Source organism: Neisseria sp. Ec49-e6-T10, from assembly GCF_051132615.1.
Lineage (GTDB): Bacteria > Pseudomonadota > Gammaproteobacteria > Burkholderiales > Neisseriaceae.
Genome location: NZ_CP152375.1, coordinates 2329344 through 2349859, shown reverse-complemented (window position 1 = coordinate 2349859; position 20516 = coordinate 2329344). Strand labels below are relative to the sequence as shown.

At 42.9% G+C, this 20516-nt stretch carries 2 protein-coding genes; both read right to left on the bottom strand.

The features are described 5' to 3' along the window. Positions 1–42: 42 nt before the first annotated feature. Entirely contained in the window at positions 43–3810 is a 3768-nt protein-coding gene (locus AADH04_RS11705; RefSeq protein ID WP_434777458.1) for a hypothetical protein, read from the bottom strand. A 2-nt stretch (positions 3811–3812) separates the two neighbouring features. After that, on the bottom strand, positions 3813–19901 hold the full coding sequence (locus AADH04_RS11700) for an invasin domain 3-containing protein (protein WP_434777457.1): 16089 nt from the start codon (positions 19899–19901) through the stop codon (positions 3813–3815). Positions 19902–20516 lie beyond the last annotated feature (615 nt).

The window sequence follows — 20516 nt, the reverse complement described above, 5'->3', positions numbered from 1 at the left end:
CCATCATAATTTGATTATGATGGCTTTTTTATTTTTCTTCTTTTAATAACGCCCAACTAAGTTAATAAAGAAACCTTTATATTTATAATCAAATTTAGTCAAATCATCACTAAAATCAGTAAAGTTATAACCTACGCCAATACGGAAATTCTCTGTAATATCACGATCTATACCAACTAACCAACCTTGTTTGGTACCGCCGTTTTTAACATCCAGCCATCTATATTCACCTAAAGCATGCCATTTTCTGATCAAATCATAACGCACCTGACCCGCTGCAAATGTTGTGGCAGAATCAAACCACTGGCCTTCTCCACGACCAAAACGAACCTCTCCTTCTCTTCGCGCTAATTTAGCTGCGAACTCCCATTTTGCATCATGTTTGTAAACACCTTCAAAAGACACTATCTGCGTTCTTTGGTCATAATCTGTACCATTATCTTGACCTGATGTAGAAAGATCATACAAATAGGTATAACGCCCAAAAGCAGCCCAACGATTATTATTCCATGGACGCCAAGCAAAACCTAAGCCACTTTCAATATATTTCGCCCCATTTAAGCTGGATAAATAATCATAGGTATCTGAGTAATTAAAACGGGCAGATAACCTTAGACTTTCATTTAATTTGATAGCAGCACGATTGGTTAATACCCATTGTCTACGGTGCTCTGCGCCAGTATCTTTACGCCACTCTAATTTACTGTTCCAGTCAATGGATTGGGAAATACGGCCTATATTGACACTGGTTGCAACACGATCAACTCTACCACCTGAAGCATTTGTCAATTTACCCTCTTGTACAGTAAACCCACTTGTCCATCCTTCTCCCAACAAATAATCCATTCCAATTGTATTGGATTGACTGGAACCGTCTCCTTTTAGCGCTTGGCTTTCATTAAACATATTTAATCGATCAGTTAAACGCCAACGTTGGCCTATAGTCCAGCCATGTGTTCGATTAGAATTAAATACTGAATCATAATCAGAACTACTTTGTGATAAAGTATAATTACCATAAATAGTGTGATCTGGATTTAAACGATGTTCAGCATACACTTGTGTAGAATGACCACGTGAACCTGTGGTTCCCTCTACCCCAATTGAGGATAAATCACCATATAAATACTTACCACCAAGTGTTAAAGCATCATTTTTATCATAAGCGCCATTATCATCGTCTAAAGTCAATTGACCGATACCATATAGTTCAAGTGACTCGGTGACACGATGTCCATAACGAATGGCACCCAATGTTCCTTTTGCATCTTTGGTTTCTGATTTTGTTTCAATATGACGGACTTCTCCACTTAAAGTCGCATCATCATTAATACGCCATTCACTGGTTAATTGTGTTTGGGTATAACTGTTTTTACCTCGTTCAGCTTTACTATGACGCGCATAAATATTCACATTATTATCAAGCCGTGCAGTGGTTTCTACACCGTACTCAACAATATCAGCACCTAAATCATTGCTGCTGGTTGAATAACCAGAATCGACTTTACGCCACCATGCGCCCGCACTAATATCTTGTTTTATCCAACCGAGTTCTTTGAAATTGATTCTGCCTTCAACTGCTTTGGCCTCACCCTCTCTATCATTTAAGCTTGGGTTTAATTGTGTGAAGCTAAAACCACCATTATCTGAATAAAAAATAGGCACACTAGAAGCTTCGGTTTTGGTGTATTCGGCTTTTAAGTATGTACCATTACCCGCCTTTAAGGTAATATCAGCGCCTTTAATGGTATAGTCTTTACCTGCTTGGTTTTCATCGACATATGTTGCACCAACAGCAACATGATCACCAATCCATTGTTTGGCACGTATACCAGCAGTAACTGAATCAGCTTCAAAGCCTGATGGTACCCATTCATAATCAACAACCAATCTTTGTTCATAACCATCCAACGGTTCATCACGGGTAATACTTGGCGTGTTTTCTCTAACCAATTGAGCCAATGGTCTGGTCAAAGTCAGACGACCTTGAATGCTGTCTATTTCATAGTCTACTCCACGAACCATAGGAACCAGCACTTCAACTCGACCTGTACGTTTATCCCGTACCTCTAATTGAGCCTTATCAGAACCAGACAAGATATTGGCGTGTTTTAAATAATAAAGACTACCACCTGTACCTAAAAATTCGGTATGTCCTGGTGCGCTTTGTGCCTCAGAACCAAAAGCTCGTATTTCAGTACTAGGATCCCCCCATTTATTATTTTTATCTGAATACCAGTTTAATGCGCCACCATAAAGTGAACGGGTATAACGAGCATATTCTGTACCACCGATACCTGTATTATAGTTTCCCCATAACGCCTGATTTTTACCCCAATCGACCCTAAAGTAAAAACGCCCTTGAGTATCCACATCACGATACACTGTTGAATCATCACCATATGTTGGATAATATAAATCAGGGTCTAATGTTCTAAAAAGGTCTTTCGGATCTGCTCGGGTAAAACCTGAAAACAAGTCGCCAATATAACGTTCAGTTGTATCAGCCTGAGCAGTAAATACATATTTACCGTGTAGTTTGCTTTTCATATAAAAAGCCAAACGGGCATCTGTCAGGATGTCTTTATCTTTATCACCCAAGGCAATTGACTGACCTGAACCACTGGCTTTATGTTGATATGCGGTAATATCTGCAATGGCTACCATAAAGAATGAATTACCAGAAATATCTATGTCTAGTTTACGTTCAATACGTTTATTGCCTTCATTTTCAACAGTAATATCAAAACTATGCTGTCCCACTGGCAACAAAAATTCTGAAGAAAACTTTCTATCTTGATCAACAGGGTAAGATTCTTGATTAATTAAAACACTGCCTTTAGGGATATTACTGCCTTGAATACGTATTTTAGAACCATAAATAGGAATATTTTGTTTGGTTAAGTTATTTGAATCAACAACATTATTCAATAAACTTTGAGCAATTGCTTCATCTACACTTAAAGAGACACCTCGATCTTTTGATATTGTGTCTTTAAGGGCAGATGTACCTCGTTCTGCATCTTCTGGGGTAACAAGCTCTAAAACACCAGGAGATGTTTCATCAAAGTTACCCTCTTGATTATATGCTCTTAAAACATAAATTAATTTATCACCTGTACGAAAATTATACTGAGCAGGCAACTGCCCATTCCAAGTATAAGAAGAAATTCCCCCTACTTGTATAGGCAATATGGTTAAAGGTTCAACTAAATCAACATCTGTTGCCCGATAAAGTGATAGTTCATATCGATCAACAAATGCTGAATAATTTGAACGGATAAAAAAGCGTACCGAATCGGTGATCTTTCCACCAGAAAAAGCAGTATAAGAAGGTGCAGAAACAGATAAAGTGGGTTGTCCCGCATTAACGTCTTCTGTCACCCAAATCAACCCTTTATTTGGTAAAGAGATCGTGGTTTTACCTATACCTGCTTGAGCCACACTATTTTGCATATCAGATTCAATGATTCTTTGATGCACTTCATCTGAACTGGGTTTCACTTTAAATAAAGAATGTTCACTATTTACTGTACTCTGAACAGGCATCTCTTCAGGTTGCACAATTGTTGAAGACACTGTAGTGGTATCACTCAACAAAATGCGTTCATTAATATTAGGTTGATCTTGTAATACTGAGTCACTGGTCACAACCTCATTGTTTTTTTCGTTAAGGCAATGTTTTTTCTTGTCTTCACCAAAACATTCTTCCTTATTTTCTTCAGCGACAACATTTGTGCTGACGACGCCTGCTAACAAAGAAGCAATGGCATAACTTAAAAACCGTATTTTAGGAAAATTTATCTTCATTTTCACTTGCTTTCAACCTGATCACTGATCTGAAAAACACTCTTATCAAAGTCCACATTGTTACTTTGCCCTGTAGTTGGCTCTATATTCAATATAATCAAAGATAAGCCTTCAGTTTCTCCAAGTAGTTTCATCAATTGTTTTCTTAACAATTCAATACGTTTTTGTGCCAATGATTCTCCTACTTTTGTTTCTATTACGATTGCTTTAATCTTATTTTCATGGATTAACTTAGCCATTTGTTCTATTGATTGCTCATTTTCAGCAACAATAGTGGCTTTACCCGATTCAAATATCTTATCGCTTAACTCCAAGACCAATGGCTTTTGGCCATTAATCAAATCGTTTGGTAATTTGACACCAAAATCAAAACGCACAGGTATACCTGGAGTAATTCGACGAACCAACGGATTTTCTGTCGTAAAGGTAGAATCCTTAGGTAAAGATGATGGATCTACTTTTAAGATAAAATTACGCCCTCTATCCCACGACCCACCTAATACATCTTCTAAGTGATAACGTCCATATTGATCTGTTTCAATAATCAAACCTTCTACACTTGCAATTCTGACACCGGGAATACCAGGTTCACCTTCATCCTGCATACCATTAGCATTTATGTCGTAATATACGGTACCCAAAATTAAACTATCATCTAACATTGGATCCTTATTCGTAATCACAACATCGGCAGAAGCACGGTTTGAAAGTGATTTATTGGTATGAGAATATGCCTCAGCAACAGTAGTAAATGTCCCTGGGCGAACGCCTGCACCAACTCGTAAAATATAAGTTAGTTTTAGCTCTGTACCTGGGGCAAGATTTAAACCGCTTAAATTTAACGGACTATTACCAATAATACCCAAAGCATCCGATGAACTGGTTGTTGCAGAACCATCAACATAACTTAAGCCTGCAGGTAAAGTATTCAATACAGAGAAATCTTTTGCGGTAGAAGTGCCTGTATTGGTTACTGTCGCTGTATAACGTATTAAATCACCTATTTTTGCTTCTTTTACAGAAGCGGTTAACACAATACGCAATGATGCATCGCTGACATATTGCACGGTAACCGTCTGCGTACCAACTACACCATTTATTGCATAACTGATAGTGCCACTTCCTTCTGCTGTAGGAGCGGTCAAGACAGCTGTATAGGTACCATCTCCATTATCTACAACACTGCTTAAGGCACCTGTACCATTTAAACTCATGGTGATATTTTCACCACCAGTAGTAATGATATTGCCAAAGGCATCTTTCAACTGTACGGTAATAACAGTAGTTGATACACCATCAGCTTCAAGTGTATCTTGAGCAGAAATAATAGATGTGTACTGTGTACTTGCAGCACCTGCAGTAAAGGCAACAGATGCTTTATTTTTACCATCTGCACTATTTATGGTATAGCTTACATCTGCACTACCTACAATAGTTGGTGCAGTTAAAGTTGCAGTATAAGTACCATCACCGTTATCTGTTACAGCTGATAATACTGCTGTTGCACTTCTACTCATGGTCACAACATTCATCGCAACAGTATCACCACCTGTTGTTAGATCATTACCCACAGAATCCCTTAACTGTAATGTAATAATTGATGTGCTCACTCCATCTGCTGTAATACTGGTTGGACTGGCACTGATAACTGACTCACTGGCATTTGCAGCACCAACAACATAATTTACAATTGCTGTATTCGCACTTGTTATCCCCTCCAGTGCAAAACTCACTGTTCCCACTCCAACTGTAGTTGGGGAAGTTAATGTTGCGGTATAGGTACCATCTCCATTATCCACAACACTACTTAAAGTACCAGAGTCAACCAGCATCGTTACAATGCCACCACTTGTTGTTAAATTATTACCCGCAATGTCTTTTAGCTGCACGGTAATAATAGACGTACTGACACCATCCGCAGTGATACTCGTTGGGTTCGCACTAATAACTGAGCTATTAGCATCTGGTGCACCAACAGTATAGGTAACGATTGCCTTATTGCTGCTGGTTACACCACTGACTGTAAAGCCAACTGTTCCAGTGCCAACTGTAGTTGAAGAAGTTAATGTCGCGGTATAGGTACCATTACCATTATCCACAACACTACTTAAAGTACCAGAGTCAACTGTCATGGTTACATTCGCACCACCTGTTGTTAAATTATTACCATGTGTGTCTTTTAACTGTACGGTAATAGTAGATGTACTTGTACCATCTGCTGTAATACTGATTGGATTAGCACTAATAACTGAACTATTAGCATCTGGTGCTCCTGCTGTGTAAGTAACTGTGTCGGTTTTACCTGTAGCCACTGTACCATTATAGCTGAACCCTACTGTCTCACTGCCAGCTGCTGTAGAAGTCAGCTTCGCTGTGTACACACCATTACCTACATCTGTAATGCTGCTTAAGCTACCTAAACCACCACTTAGGCTGATGGCTAATTTCGCTGCCTCGCCTGATATGGGATTGCCATTGGCATCCGATAAGGTAATGGTGACGGTTGCTTCTGTTGTGCCATCTGCAACAATGCTGCTTGGATTCACTGCAATACTTGTGCTCGCATGACCTAAATCAACATCCCCTGCTGTATAGGTGATCGAGGCGGTTTTACCTGTCGCTACTGTGCCATCGTAGCTGAACCCTACTGTCTCACTGCCGGCTGTTGTAGAAGTCAGCTTCGCTGTGTACACACCATTACCTACATCTGTAATGCTGCTTAAGCTACCTAAACCACCACTTAGGCTAATCGCTAATTTACTCGCCTCGCCTGATACGGGATTGCCATTGGCATCCGATAAGGTGATGGTGACGGTTGCTTCTGTTGAACCATCTGCAACAATGCTGCTTGGGCTAACATTTAGTGTCGTATTGCCATGACCTAAATCAACATCCCCTGCTGTATAGGTAATCGGGGCGGTTTTACCTGTCGCTACTGTGCCATCGTAGCTGAACCCTACTGTCTCACTACCTGCTGTTGTAGACGTCAGCTTCGCTGTGTACACACCATTACCTACATCTGTGATGCTGCTTAAGCTACCCAATGAACCACTTAGGCTGATGGCTAATTTACTGGCCTCGCCTGATACGGGATTGCCATTGGCATCCGATAAGGTAATGGTGACGGTTGCTTCTGTTGTGCCATCTGCAACAATGCTGCTTGGGCTGACATTTAGTGTCGTGTTGCCATGACCTAAATCAACATCCCCTGCTGTATAGGTAATCGGGGCGGTTTTACCTGTCGCTACTGTGCCATCATAGCTGAACCCTACTGTCTCACTGCCGGCTATTGTAGACGTCAGCTTCGCTGTGTACACACCATTGCCTACATCTGTGATGCTGCTTAAGCTGCCCAATGAGCCACTTAGGCTGATGGCTAATTTACTGGCCTCGCCTGATACGGGATTGCCATTGGCATCCGATAAGGTAATGGTGACGGTTGCTTCTGTTGTGCCATCTGCAACAATGCTGCTTGGATTCACTGCAATACTTGTGCTCGCATGACCTAAATCAACATCTCCTGCTGTATAGGTAATCGGGGCAGTTTTACCTGTCGCTACTGTGCCATCGTAGCTGAACCCTACTGTCTCACTACCGGCTGTTGTAGACGTCAGCTTCGCTGTGTACACACCATTACCTACATCTGTGATGCTGCTTAAGCTACCCAATGAGCCACTTAGGCTAATCGCTAATTTACTCGCCTCACCTGATACGGGATTACCATTGGCATCCGATAAGGTAATGGTGACGGTTGCTTCTGTTGTGCCATCTGCAACAATGCTGCTTGGGCTAACATTTAGTGTCGTGTTGCCATGACCTAAATCAACATCCCCTGCTGTATAGGTGATTGGGGCAGTTTTACCTGTCGCTACTGTGCCATCATAGCTGAACCCTACTGTCTCACTACCGGCTGTTGTAGAAGTCAGCTTCGCTGTGTACACACCATTACCTACATCTGTGATGCTGCTTAAGCTACCCAATGAGCCACTTAGGCTGATGGCTAATTTACTTGCCTCACCTGATACGGGATTGCCATGGGCATCCGATAAGGTAATGGTGACGGTTGCTTCTGTTGTGCCATCTGCAACAATGCTGCTTGGGCTGACATTTAGTGTCGTGTTGCCATGACCTAAATCAACATCCCCTGCTGTATAGGTGATTGGGGCAGTTTTACCTGTGGCCACTGTGCCATCATAGCTGAACCCTACTGTCTCACTACCGGCTGTTGTAGACGTCAGCTTCGCTGTGTACACACCATTACCTACATCTGTGATGCTGCTTAAGCTACCTAAACCACCACTTAGGCTAATCGCTAATTTCGCTGCCTCACCTGATACGGGATTGCCATGGGCATCCGATAAGGTAATGGTGACGGTTGCTTCTGTTGTGCCATCCGCAACAATGCTGCTTGGATTAACTGCAATACTTGTGCTCGCATGACCTAAATCAACATCCCCTGCTGTATAGGTGATCGAGGCGGTTTTACCTGTGGCCACTGTGCCATCGTAGCTGAACCCTACTGTCTCACTACCGGCTGTTGTAGACGTCAGCTTCGCTGTGTACACACCATTACCTACATCTGTGATGCTGCTTAAGCTACCCAATGAGCCACTTAGGCTGATGGCTAATTTACTCGCCTCACCTGATACGGGATTGCCATTGGCATCCGATAAGGTGATGGTGACGGTTGCTTCTGTTGTGCCATCTGCAACAATGCTGCTTGGGCTGACATTAATTGTCGTATTGCCATGACCTAAATCGACATCCCCTGCTGTATAGGTAATCGGGGCAGTTTTACCTGTCGCTACTGTGCCATCGTAGCTGAACCCTACTGTCTCACTACCTGCTGTTGTAGACGTCAGCTTCGCTGTGTACACACCATTACCTACATCTGTGATGCTGCTTAAGCTACCCAATGAACCACTTAGGCTGATGGCTAATTTACTGGCCTCGCCTGATACGGGATTGCCATTGGCATCCGATAAGGTAATGGTGACGGTTGCTTCTGTTGTGCCATCTGCAACAATGCTGCTTGGGCTGACATTTAGTGTCGTGTTGCCATGACCTAAATCAACATCCCCTGCTGTATAGGTAATCGGGGCGGTTTTACCTGTCGCTACTGTGCCATCATAGCTGAACCCTACTGTCTCACTGCCGGCTATTGTAGACGTCAGCTTCGCTGTGTACACACCATTGCCTACATCTGTGATGCTGCTTAAGCTGCCCAATGAGCCACTTAGGCTGATGGCTAATTTACTGGCCTCGCCTGATACGGGATTGCCATTGGCATCCGATAAGGTAATGGTGACGGTTGCTTCTGTTGTGCCATCTGCAACAATGCTGCTTGGATTCACTGCAATACTTGTGCTCGCATGACCTAAATCAACATCTCCTGCTGTATAGGTAATCGGGGCAGTTTTACCTGTCGCTACTGTGCCATCATAGCTGAACCCTACTGTCTCACTGCCGGCTGTTGTAGACGTCAGCTTCGCTGTGTACACACCATTACCTACATCTGTGATGCTGCTTAAGCTACCCAATGAGCCACTTAGGCTGATGGCTAATTTCGCTGCCTCACCTGATACGGGATTACCATTGGCATCCGATAAGGTGATGGTGACGGTTGCTTCTGTTGTGCCATCTGCAACAATGCTGCTTGGGCTGACATTAATTGTCGTATTGCCATGACCTAAATCAACATCCCCTGCTGTATAGGTAATCGGGGCAGTTTTACCTGTCGCTACTGTGCCATCATAGCTGAACCCTACTGTCTCACTGCCGGCTGTTGTAGACGTCAGCTTCGCTGTGTACACACCATTGCCTACATCTGTGATGTTACCCAATGTACCCAATGAACCACTTAGGCTGATCACTAACTTACTCGCCTCGCCTGATACGGGATTGCCATTGGCATCCGATAAGGTGATGGTGACGGTTGCTTCTGTTGTGCCATCCGCAACAATGCTGCTTGGATTAACTGCAATACTTGTGCTCGCATGACCTAAATCGACATCCCCTGCTGTATAGGTAATTGGGGCGGTTTTACCTGTGGCCACTGTGCCATCATAGCTGAACCCTACTGTCTCACTGCCGGCTGTTGTAGAAGTCAGCTTTACTGTATACACACCAACAGTTGATTCTGAGATTATTCCCTGAATATCTCCTAAACTATTGCTTAGGCTAATCGCTAATTTACTGGCCTCACCTGATACGGGATTGCCATTGGCATCCGATAAGGTGATGGTGACGGTTGCTTCTGTTGTGCCATCTGCAACAATGCTGCTTGGGCTGACATTAATTGTCGTATTGCCATGACCTAAATCGACATCCCCTGCTGTATAGGTAATCGGGGCAGTTTTACCTGTCGCTACTGTGCCATCGTAGCTGAACCCTACTGTCTCACTACCTGCTGTTGTAGAAGTCAGCTTCGCTGTGTACACACCATTACCTACATCTGTGATGCTGCTTAAGCTACCCAATGAACCACTTAGGCTGATGGCTAATTTACTGGCCTCGCCTGATACGGGATTGCCATTGGCATCCGATAAGGTAATGGTGACGGTTGCTTCTGTTGTGCCATCTGCAACAATGCTGCTTGGGCTGACATTTAGTGTCGTGTTGCCATGACCTAAATCAACATCCCCTGCTGTATAGGTAATCGGGGCAGTTTTACCTGTCGCTACTGTGCCATCATAGCTGAACCCTACTGTCTCACTACCGGCTGTTGTAGACGTCAGCTTCGCTGTGTACACACCATTACCTGCTTCTGTGATGTTACCCAATGTACCCAATGAACCACTTAGGCTAATCGCTAATTTCGCTGCCTCGCCTGATACGGGATTGCCATTGGCATCCGATAAGGTGATGGTGACGGTTGCTTCTGTCGTGCCATCTGCAACAATGCTGCTTGGGCTGACATTTAGTGTCGTATTGCCATGACCTAAATCAACATCCCCTGCTGTATAGGTAATCGGGGCAGTTTTACCTGTCGCTACTGTGCCATCATAGCTGAACCCTACTGTCTCACTGCCGGCTGTTGTAGACGTCAGCTTCGCTGTGTACACACCATTACCTGCTTCTGTGATGTTACCCAATGTACCCAATGAACCACTTAGGCTGATGGCTAATTTCGCTGCCTCGCCTGATACGGGATTGCCATTGGCATCCGATAAGGTAATGGTGACGGTTGCTTCTGTTGTGCCATCTGCAACAATGCTGCTTGGGCTGACATTTAGTGTCGTATTGCCATGACCTAAATCAACATCCCCTGCTACATAACCCACATTAACTGTTTGCGAACCTGCTGTTCCACCAACAGCATAACCAACATTATCATTACCTGCTTTAATTGAGGTTAGCTTTGCTGTATAGGTACCATTCCCTCCATCTGTAATTGAACCTATACTACCTAAACTATTACTTAGACTTAATGTAACTGTTTCACCACTGATCGGATTATTATATGCATCAAATAATGAAACCTTAATTTCTGAAAACTCTATCCCATCGGCAGTAATTGATAATTTACTGGCTTCAATTTTTGTTTTTGTAAAATCAACAGGCCCTACCATATAAGTAATATTTGCGGTTTTACCTGTAGCAACAGTATTATCATAGCTAAACCCTATAACTTCACTTCCAGCTTTCGTAGAAGTCAGCTTTACTGTATACACACCAACAGTTGATTCTGAGATTATTCCCTGAATATCTCCTAAACTATTGCTTAGGCTAATCGCTAATTTACTGGCCTCACCTGATACGGGATTGCCATTGGCATCCGATAAGGTGATGGTGACGGTTGCTTCTGTTGTGCCATCTGCCGCAATATTGTTTGGACTCACACTAATGGTGGTTCCTGCATGACCTAAATCAACATCGCCTGCTGTATAGGTGATCGGGGCAGTTTTACCTGTCGCTACTGTGCCATCGTAGCTAAATCCAACCGTCTCACTGCCGGCTGTTGTAGACGTCAGCTTCGCTGTGTACACACCATTACCTACATCTGTGATGCTGCTTAAGCTACCCAATGAGCCACTTAGGCTGATGGCTAATTTACTCGCCTCGCCTGATACGGGATTGCCATTGGCATCCGATAAGGTGATGGTGACGGTTGCTTCTGTTGTGCCATCTGCAACAATGCTGCTTGGGCTAACATTTAGTGTCGTGTTGCTATTACCTAAATCAACATCCCCTGCTGTATAGGTGATTGGGGCAGTTTTACCTGTCGCTACTGTGCCATCATAGCTGAACCCTACTGTCTCACTACCGGCTGTTGTAGACGTCAGCTTCGCTGTGTACACACCATTACCTACATCTGTGATGCTGCTTAAGCTACCCAATGAGCCACTTAGGCTGATGGCTAATTTACTCGCCTCACCTGATACGGGATTGCCATTGGCATCCGATAAGGTAATGGTGACGGTTGCTTCTGTTGTGCCATCTGCAACAATGCTGCTTGGGCTAACATTTAGTGTCGTGTTGCTATTACCTAAATCAACATCCCCTGCTGTATAGGTGATCGGGGCGGTTTTACCTGTCGCTACTGTGCCATCATAGCTGAACCCTACTGTCTCACTGCCGGCTGTTGTAGACGTCAGCTTCGCTGTGTACACACCATTGCCTACATCTGTGATGTTACCCAATGTACCCAATGAACCACTTAGGCTGATGGCTAATTTCGCTGCCTCGCCTGATACTGGGTTGCCATTGGCATCCGATAAGGTAATGGTGACGGTTGCTTCTGTTGTGCCATCTGCAACAATGCTGCTTGGATTCACTGCAATACTTGTGCTCGCATGACCTAAATCAACATCCCCTGCTGTATAGGTAATTGGGGCAGTTTTACCTGTAGCCACTGTGCCATCATAGCTGAACCCTACTGTCTCACTGCCGGCTGTTGTAGACGTCAGCTTCGCTGTGTACACACCATTACCTACATCTGTGATGCTGCTTAAGCTACCCAATGAGCCACTTAGGCTGATGGCTAATTTCGCTGCCTCACCTGATACGGGATTGCCATGGGCATCCGATAAGGTAATGGTGACGGTTGCTTCTGTTGTGCCATCTGCAACAATGCTGCTTGGGCTGACATTTAGTGTCGTGTTGCCATGACCTAAATCAACATCCCCTGCTGTATAGGTGATTGGGGCAGTTTTACCTGTCGCCACTGTGCCATCGTAGCTGAACCCTACTGTCTCACTACCAGCTGTTGTAGAAGTCAGCTTCGCTGTGTATACACCATTGCCTACATCTGTGATGTTACCCAATGTACCCAATGAACCACTTAGGCTGATGGCTAATTTCGCTGCCTCACCTGATACTGGGTTGCCATTGGCATCCGATAAGGTAATGGTGACGGTTGCTTCTGTTGTGCCATCCGCAACAATGCTGCTTGGATTAACTGCAATACTTGTGCTCGCATGACCTAAATCAACATCTCCTGCTGTATAGGTAATCGGGGCAGTTTTACCTGTCGCTACTGTGCCATCATAGCTGAACCCTACTGTCTCACTACCTGCTGTTGTAGAAGTCAGCTTCGCTGTGTACACACCATTACCTACATCTGTGATGCTGCTTAAGCTACCCAATGAGCCACTTAGGCTGATGGCTAATTTCGCTGCCTCACCTGATACGGGATTGCCATTGGCATCCGATAAGGTAATGGTGACGGTTGCTTCTGTTGTGCCATCCGCAACAATGCTGCTTGGATTAACTGCAATACTTGTGCTCGCATGACCTAAATCAACATCCCCTGCTGTATAGGTGATCGAGGCGGTTTTACCTGTCGCTACTGTGCCATCATAGCTGAACCCTACTGTCTCACTGCCGGCTGTTGTAGACGTCAGCTTCGCTGTGTACACACCATTACCTGCTTCTGTGATGTTACCCAATGTACCCAATGAACCACTTAGGCTGATGGCTAATTTTGCTGCCTCGCCTGATACGGGATTGCCATTGGCATCCGATAAGGTGATGGTGACGGTTGCTTCTGTTGTGCCATCTGCAACAATGCTGCTTGGGCTGACATTTAGTGTCGTATTGCCATGACCTAAATCAACATCCCCTGCTGTATAGGTGATTGGGGCAGTTTTACCTGTCGCTACTGTGCCATCGTAGCTGAACCCTACTGTCTCACTGCCGGCTGTTGTAGACGTCAGCTTCGCTGTGTACACACCATTGCCTACATCTGTGATGCTGCTTAAGCTACCCAATGAGCCACTTAGGCTGATGGCTAATTTACTGGCCTCGCCTGATACGGGATTGCCATTGGCATCCGATAAGGTAATGGTGACGGTTGCTTCTGTTGTGCCATCTGCAACAATGCTGCTTGGATTAACTGCAATACTTGTGCTCGCATGACCTAAATCAACATCCCCTGCTGTATAGGTGATTGGGGCGGTTTTACCTGTCGCTACTGTACCATCATAGCTGAACCCTACTGTCTCACTACCGGCTGTTGTAGACGTCAGCTTCGCTGTGTACACACCATTGCCTGCTTCTGTGATGTTACCCAATGTACCCAATGAGCCACTTAGGCTAATCGCTAATTTCGCTGCCTCACCTGATACGGGATTGCCATTGGCATCCGATAAGGTGATGGTGACGGTTGCTTCTGTTGTGCCATCTGCAACAATGCTGCTTGGGCTAACATTTAGTGTCGTATTGCCATGACCTAAATCAACATCCCCTGCTGTATAGGTGATCGGTGCAGTTTTACCTGTGGCCACTGTGCCATCATAGCTGAACCCTACTGTCTCACTGCCGGCTGTTGTAGACGTCAGCTTCGCTGTGTACACACCATTACCTACATCTGTGATGCTGCTTAAGCTACCCAATGAACCACTTAGGCTGATGGCTAATTTACTCGCCTCACCTGATACTGGGTTGCCATTGGCATCCGATAAGGTGATGGTGACGGTTGCTTCTGTTGTGCCATCTGCAACAATGCTGCTTGGGCTGACATTAATTGTCGTATTGCCATGACCTAAATCAACATCCCCTGCTGTATAGGTAATCGGGGCAGTTTTACCTGTCGCTACTGTGCCATCATAGCTGAACCCTACTGTCTCACTGCCGGCTGTTGTAGACGTCAGCTTCGCTGTGTACACACCATTGCCTACATCTGTGATGTTACCCAATGTACCCAATGAACCACTTAGGCTGATCACTAACTTACTCGCCTCGCCTGATACGGGATTGCCATTGGCATCCGATAAGGTGATGGTGACGGTTGCTTCTGTTGTGCCATCCGCAACAATGCTGCTTGGATTAACTGCAATACTTGTGCTCGCATGACCTAAATCAACATCCCCTGCTGTATAGGTAATCGGGGCGGTTTTACCTGTCGCTACTGTGCCATCGTAGCTGAACCCTACTGTCTCACTACCTGCTGTTGTAGACGTCAGCTTCGCTGTGTACACACCATTACCTACATCTGTGATGCTGCTTAAGCTACCCAATGAACCACTTAGGCTGATGGCTAATTTACTCGCCTCACCTGATACGGGATTGCCATTGGCATCCGATAAGGTAATGGTGACGGTTGCTTCTGTTGTGCCATCTGCAACAATGCTGCTTGGGCTGACATTTAGTGTCGTATTGCCATGACCTAAATCGACATCCCCTGCTGTATAGGTAATCGGGGCAGTTTTACCTGTGGCCACTGTGCCATCGTAGCTGAACCCTACTGTCTCACTACCGGCTGTTGTAGACGTCAGCTTCGCTGTGTACACACCATTACCTACATCTGTAATGCTGCTTAAGCTACCCAATGAACCACTTAGGCTGATGGCTAATTTACTCGCCTCGCCTGATACGGGATTGCCATTGGCATCCGATAAGGTAATGGTGACGGTTGCTTCTGTTGTGCCATCTGCAACAATGCTGCTTGGGCTAACATTTAGTGTCGTATTGCCATGACCTAAATCAACATCCCCTGCTGTATAGGTAATCGGGGCAGTTTTACCTGTCGCTACTGTGCCATCATAACTGAACCCTACTGTCTCACTGCCGGCTGTTGTAGACGTCAGCTTCGCTGTGTACACACCATTACCTGCTTCTGTGATGTTACCCAATGTACCCAATGAACCACTTAGGCTGATGGCTAATTTCGCTGCCTCGCCTGATACGGGATTGCCATTGGCATCCGATAAGGTAATGGTGACGGTTGCTTCTGTTGTGCCATCTGCAACAATGCTGCTTGGAGTTACATCAATGTTGGTATTAGTATGCGTTAAGTCTACATCTCCTGCTGTATAGGTAATGTTGACTGTACCTGGTGCTGAAGTTCCAGACACAAAGTAGCTAATTTCATCACTACCTGCTTTTATTGAAGTTAAAGTAGCCGTATAAGTACCATCCCCTTTATCAGTAATATTAGACAAATTACCTAAACTGTTACTTAGACTTAATGTGACGGTTTCACCGCTAACGGGATTATCATATGCATCAAATAACGATACTTTAACAGTTGCAATTTCTGATCCATCGGCAACTATTGAGGGTTTATCGATTTCTATTTTAGACTTACTTATATCGACTGGCCCTGCAATGTAATTAATCGTAACAGTATCTTTACCAGTAACACCATCAACCGTATAAGAAACTATGTCGCTTCCTAAAAAATCCGCATTGATTCCTGCTGTATATGTACCATCTCCATGATCTGAAACTAAACTCATGGCGCCTAAACCATTACTTAATGATAAAGTTACTGTTTTTCCTATAATGGGATTATCATAAGCATCCACCAATGTTACGGTTACTGTCGCTGACTCTAAAGTATTGACAATGATTTCTGTTTTATCAGTTTCAATTTTAGACTTATCAAAATCAATTGAACCTGCTTGGTATGTAATTGACTGTGTCCCAGGCGCACCTACACCATCAACAGAATAACTGATTACCTCAGTGCCTGCTTTTGTTGAGGTTAAAGTAGCAGTATAAGTACCATCCCCTTTATCAGAGATATTGGATAAATTACCTAGATTATTACTTAAGCTTGATGTAACTGTTTCACCACTAACAGGATTATCATGTGCATCGAATAATGATATGGTTACCAACGCTGTATCTGTGTTATTGGCTGTAATTATGTTCTTATCAATCTGTATGGTTGATTTACTGACATCAACCATGCCAGCTAAATAAGAAACTTTTGCTGTACCACTACCTGCAATTGTATTAACAGTATATGCAATTGAATCTACACCAACTTTAGTGGGAGATGTCAATGTTGCTGTATAAGTACCATCCCCATTATCTGCAACCGTACCGAGCGTACCGGCAGGTGTTCCTGTATCACTGCTGATGTTTAAAAGAACAGTATCTCCACCTGTTGTTAAATTGTTTCCACTGGCATCTTTTAATTGAACAGTAATGGTAGATGTGCTCAAACCATCAGCAGTAATCGTAACAGGATCGGCTTTTATTTCAGATTTAGTTGGATCTGCTGGAATAGCAGTATTTGTTAGAGTACAGGTAACATCATCTCCATAACTTGGGGTAATTGTGAATGACTGCCCTGCTCCAGAAGGTAAAACTGTACTACTGCTTGCATTATTATTGATACATGTAATGGCTGAATTATAACGATTTAATGCAGTTTTACTGCCAGCGACCATTTCTTCATCAAAGGTATATATTTTACCCACCGAAGCAGTATAACTTTGTGTTTGTGCGGTTGTGCCTGTTCCAGTCGTTACGGCACTTTCTAATACAGTTGCTTGCTCATCTTTGATTTGAACGGTAAATTGATCATCACCATGGGCTCTACTTGCAACAGATTTGATTAATTTTAATAATGCGCCATTGGTATACGTTAATTCACATGAAATTTCCGCCCCTTCTGTTATATGTACAGGATCAATTGACACAACATTATTAGTAATGGTTGTGGTCAGTTTAGTAGTTGGGTCAGCTGCCGCTAAATTAACACAGCTGACCTCCGATACTGACCAACCTGTCGCTAAGGTAGTACTAATGGTTACAGGTGTGCCCATACTTGCAAAAGCATGAGGTATTTGTGGATCTTGAGAAACAACAGTATTGTCTGCTGTTGTTACTAACTGTTGTGTTGTCGCAGAAGGCGAAACACCAGATATATTGGTTAAGATTTGATTAAAAGTATTAACACCACCAATTGATTTAGCAGAAAGAAGCAATTGCCCTGTAACAACCTGAACACGGTAGTCTTCTACTTCTCCATCGTTTACCCAATAAGAACCAGCTCCCGTTGCGGTTAAATTTTGCTCTGAGCTAAACCGAAAACGAAAATATGCCGAAGAAATAGGTTGTGATGCTGAGCCAGATGGCACAGTATAATCAAAAGTTATTTCACCAGTGTTTGAGTTAAGGTTCGTGGCAATTTGCTGCACAAAACTCATTTGCGGGCCAGAATTATTCCAGCTAACCCAAGCATTTAAATATCCTCTAGCATGGGCATCCCCATTAGTCTGTACTTTAAAGGTATATTTACGACCAACTGTTAATACGACATCCTGTAAATTTACATATGTTCCATTAATATTAACTTGAACACCATCATCATAAGTATCTAAATCAGCTTGAGTACTTGGTTGCCCATCAGGTTCTGTACTGACTTCTGCACCCATATACAATAGTTTGGCAATATCCACATGTGCGGGTCCCGCACCTTTTAATGTGCCAAAAGCAGATGGAGCATCGCCATAATCTGTAGCAGTAGTTATCGCAAAATTCACCTCTGGAACAGCAAGGTCTGTAGTGGTCACCACTTTAGAGAAAGTTTGCCCTTGACCCAATAAATCTGTACCCACACTTCCGGAAGAGTCGCCATCAGTACCAACACGTGCCCCCCTACACACTCCAGAAACATTAGTCTCAATAGCATCTCTTTGACCATCTGTACAATAAGATGTAATAGTGTTATAACCATCGTTTCCAGCATTAGCCCATGTTTGAGCAGCATTAACACCAGCAATTTGTGGTCTTTTTAACCTAATATAATAAGTTGCAGTGGGCTCATTGGTAATAAAAGAATAGCTTCCATCAGCATCTGTTGTCGTTTCACCTTTTAAGGTAACAACACCAGCCTCATCTTTATAGATTTCAACTGTGACTCCCTCAACCCCCTGAGCAGAAGGGTTTCCTTGGCCATTAACATCATGAAAAACAGTTCCCTTAATGACTGGTGCAGTTTGACAACTGGCCAAATCAAAACTTGAAGTCGAAGGTAAAGTACCAATTCTAGTTGTTTGGCCAGTAAAAACATCAATACTCCATAGAATGACATCACCTGTTGAGACATAAAGTGTACCATTTAAAAACGCCATTCCATGGACATCACGAGCCCCTAAACCAGTAATAGTTAACATTTTAGAGTACTGCCAGCCCTTACTACGATCTACCTTTACTAAAACATGATTACCACTTCCACTTCCTCTAAGAATAACATAAGCTGCACCCTCAGCATCAATGGCCATATCTGACATTAAAGTGGTCTGTGGCAAAGCACCACCACCAACAAGAGTTGGCCGCCCTACTTCAACCACCACACCAGTTTTTGGATTAACCACACGAAAATAGGTATTGGTGTTCATGTTTGTATTTAACCCACCAACTTGATACAACTCTCCTGTTTTCGGGTAAACAGCACCACCTGGCCAATCAGTACGTGGAGAAGGATCTAAATTTCCAGAACCTGGCACGCGTACCATTGTTGTCGCACTGGCATTAGATTCTGTTGTATAAAATGAATTTCCATAAGCATAAGACCACATACTCATGGTTAATGGCCCTTTTGGAATGCCAGTAGCCACGTCAATCCCATCAATATAGCCTAACCCTGTGGTTGTTGAATCTGCTCCAGTAGTTGCACCAACCAAACTGAAGGGAAAAGAAGCTGATTGCCCTGGCTCATGAACAACCGCGCGATAAAGGTTTGACGCATTGCCACTATAGACAGTGTTGCAGTTAAACTCTAACGCCCAAGTATGAGCAGCACTCAATATCATTATGCTCACTAACAAGGCAGCAGAAAGTCCTTTAAGACCTTGACGAGCTGATTTTAATAACGCCATTAATAATCGCTTATAAAAAAATTTATTTTGCATAAAAAAACCATCCTTGCAAACATTAGCTGTGTTTACTGGTGTTCGTTTTTGTTCAAATGGGTGTTTTAGATTCATTCTGCTCTTTTAACAATATCTAATGACAAAATTTATTAAATAACTATTTTTGTTATTTTTTTGTAGTTACAGCAAATCAATTAATATTTTTTATATAAAAAAATATTAATTATTTTTAAACAATTATAAAAAAATTACATTTTCAGCTTACTTGCAAATTACATATCTAAATATACCGATAATATAAAATAATGTCATAACAAAAACCGTTATAGCTTTTCCAGATAAGCTCACAACCACTATAAATTAAAAATATACAATTGTTTTTATTCTTATTTTTTAACAAAAAAACAAAAAAAATTTCTAAAGTAGATAACTCAATTGTCCTTTTTTATAATATTATTGTAACAAACAATTAAATATTCTAGAACATATATTTGATGATAAAAATTATATTATTTTATTCAAAAAAGATTTATTTTTATTTTTAAAACCGTCAAAACAATAACTTAATTTAAAGAAATAAATATTTCATCATACGGAACAATAATTTACAATTGTTACCATAGTTACAATAATTTTTACTTATGATTAATATTA

Coding starts and splice junctions, on each gene's coding strand:
- AADH04_RS11705 (WP_434777458.1), bottom strand. CDS start 3,810: ATGAAGATAAATTTTCCTAAAATACGGTTTTTAAGTTATGCCATTGCT.
- AADH04_RS11700 (WP_434777457.1), bottom strand. CDS start 19,901: ATGCAAAATAAATTTTTTTATAAGCGATTATTAATGGCGTTATTAAAA.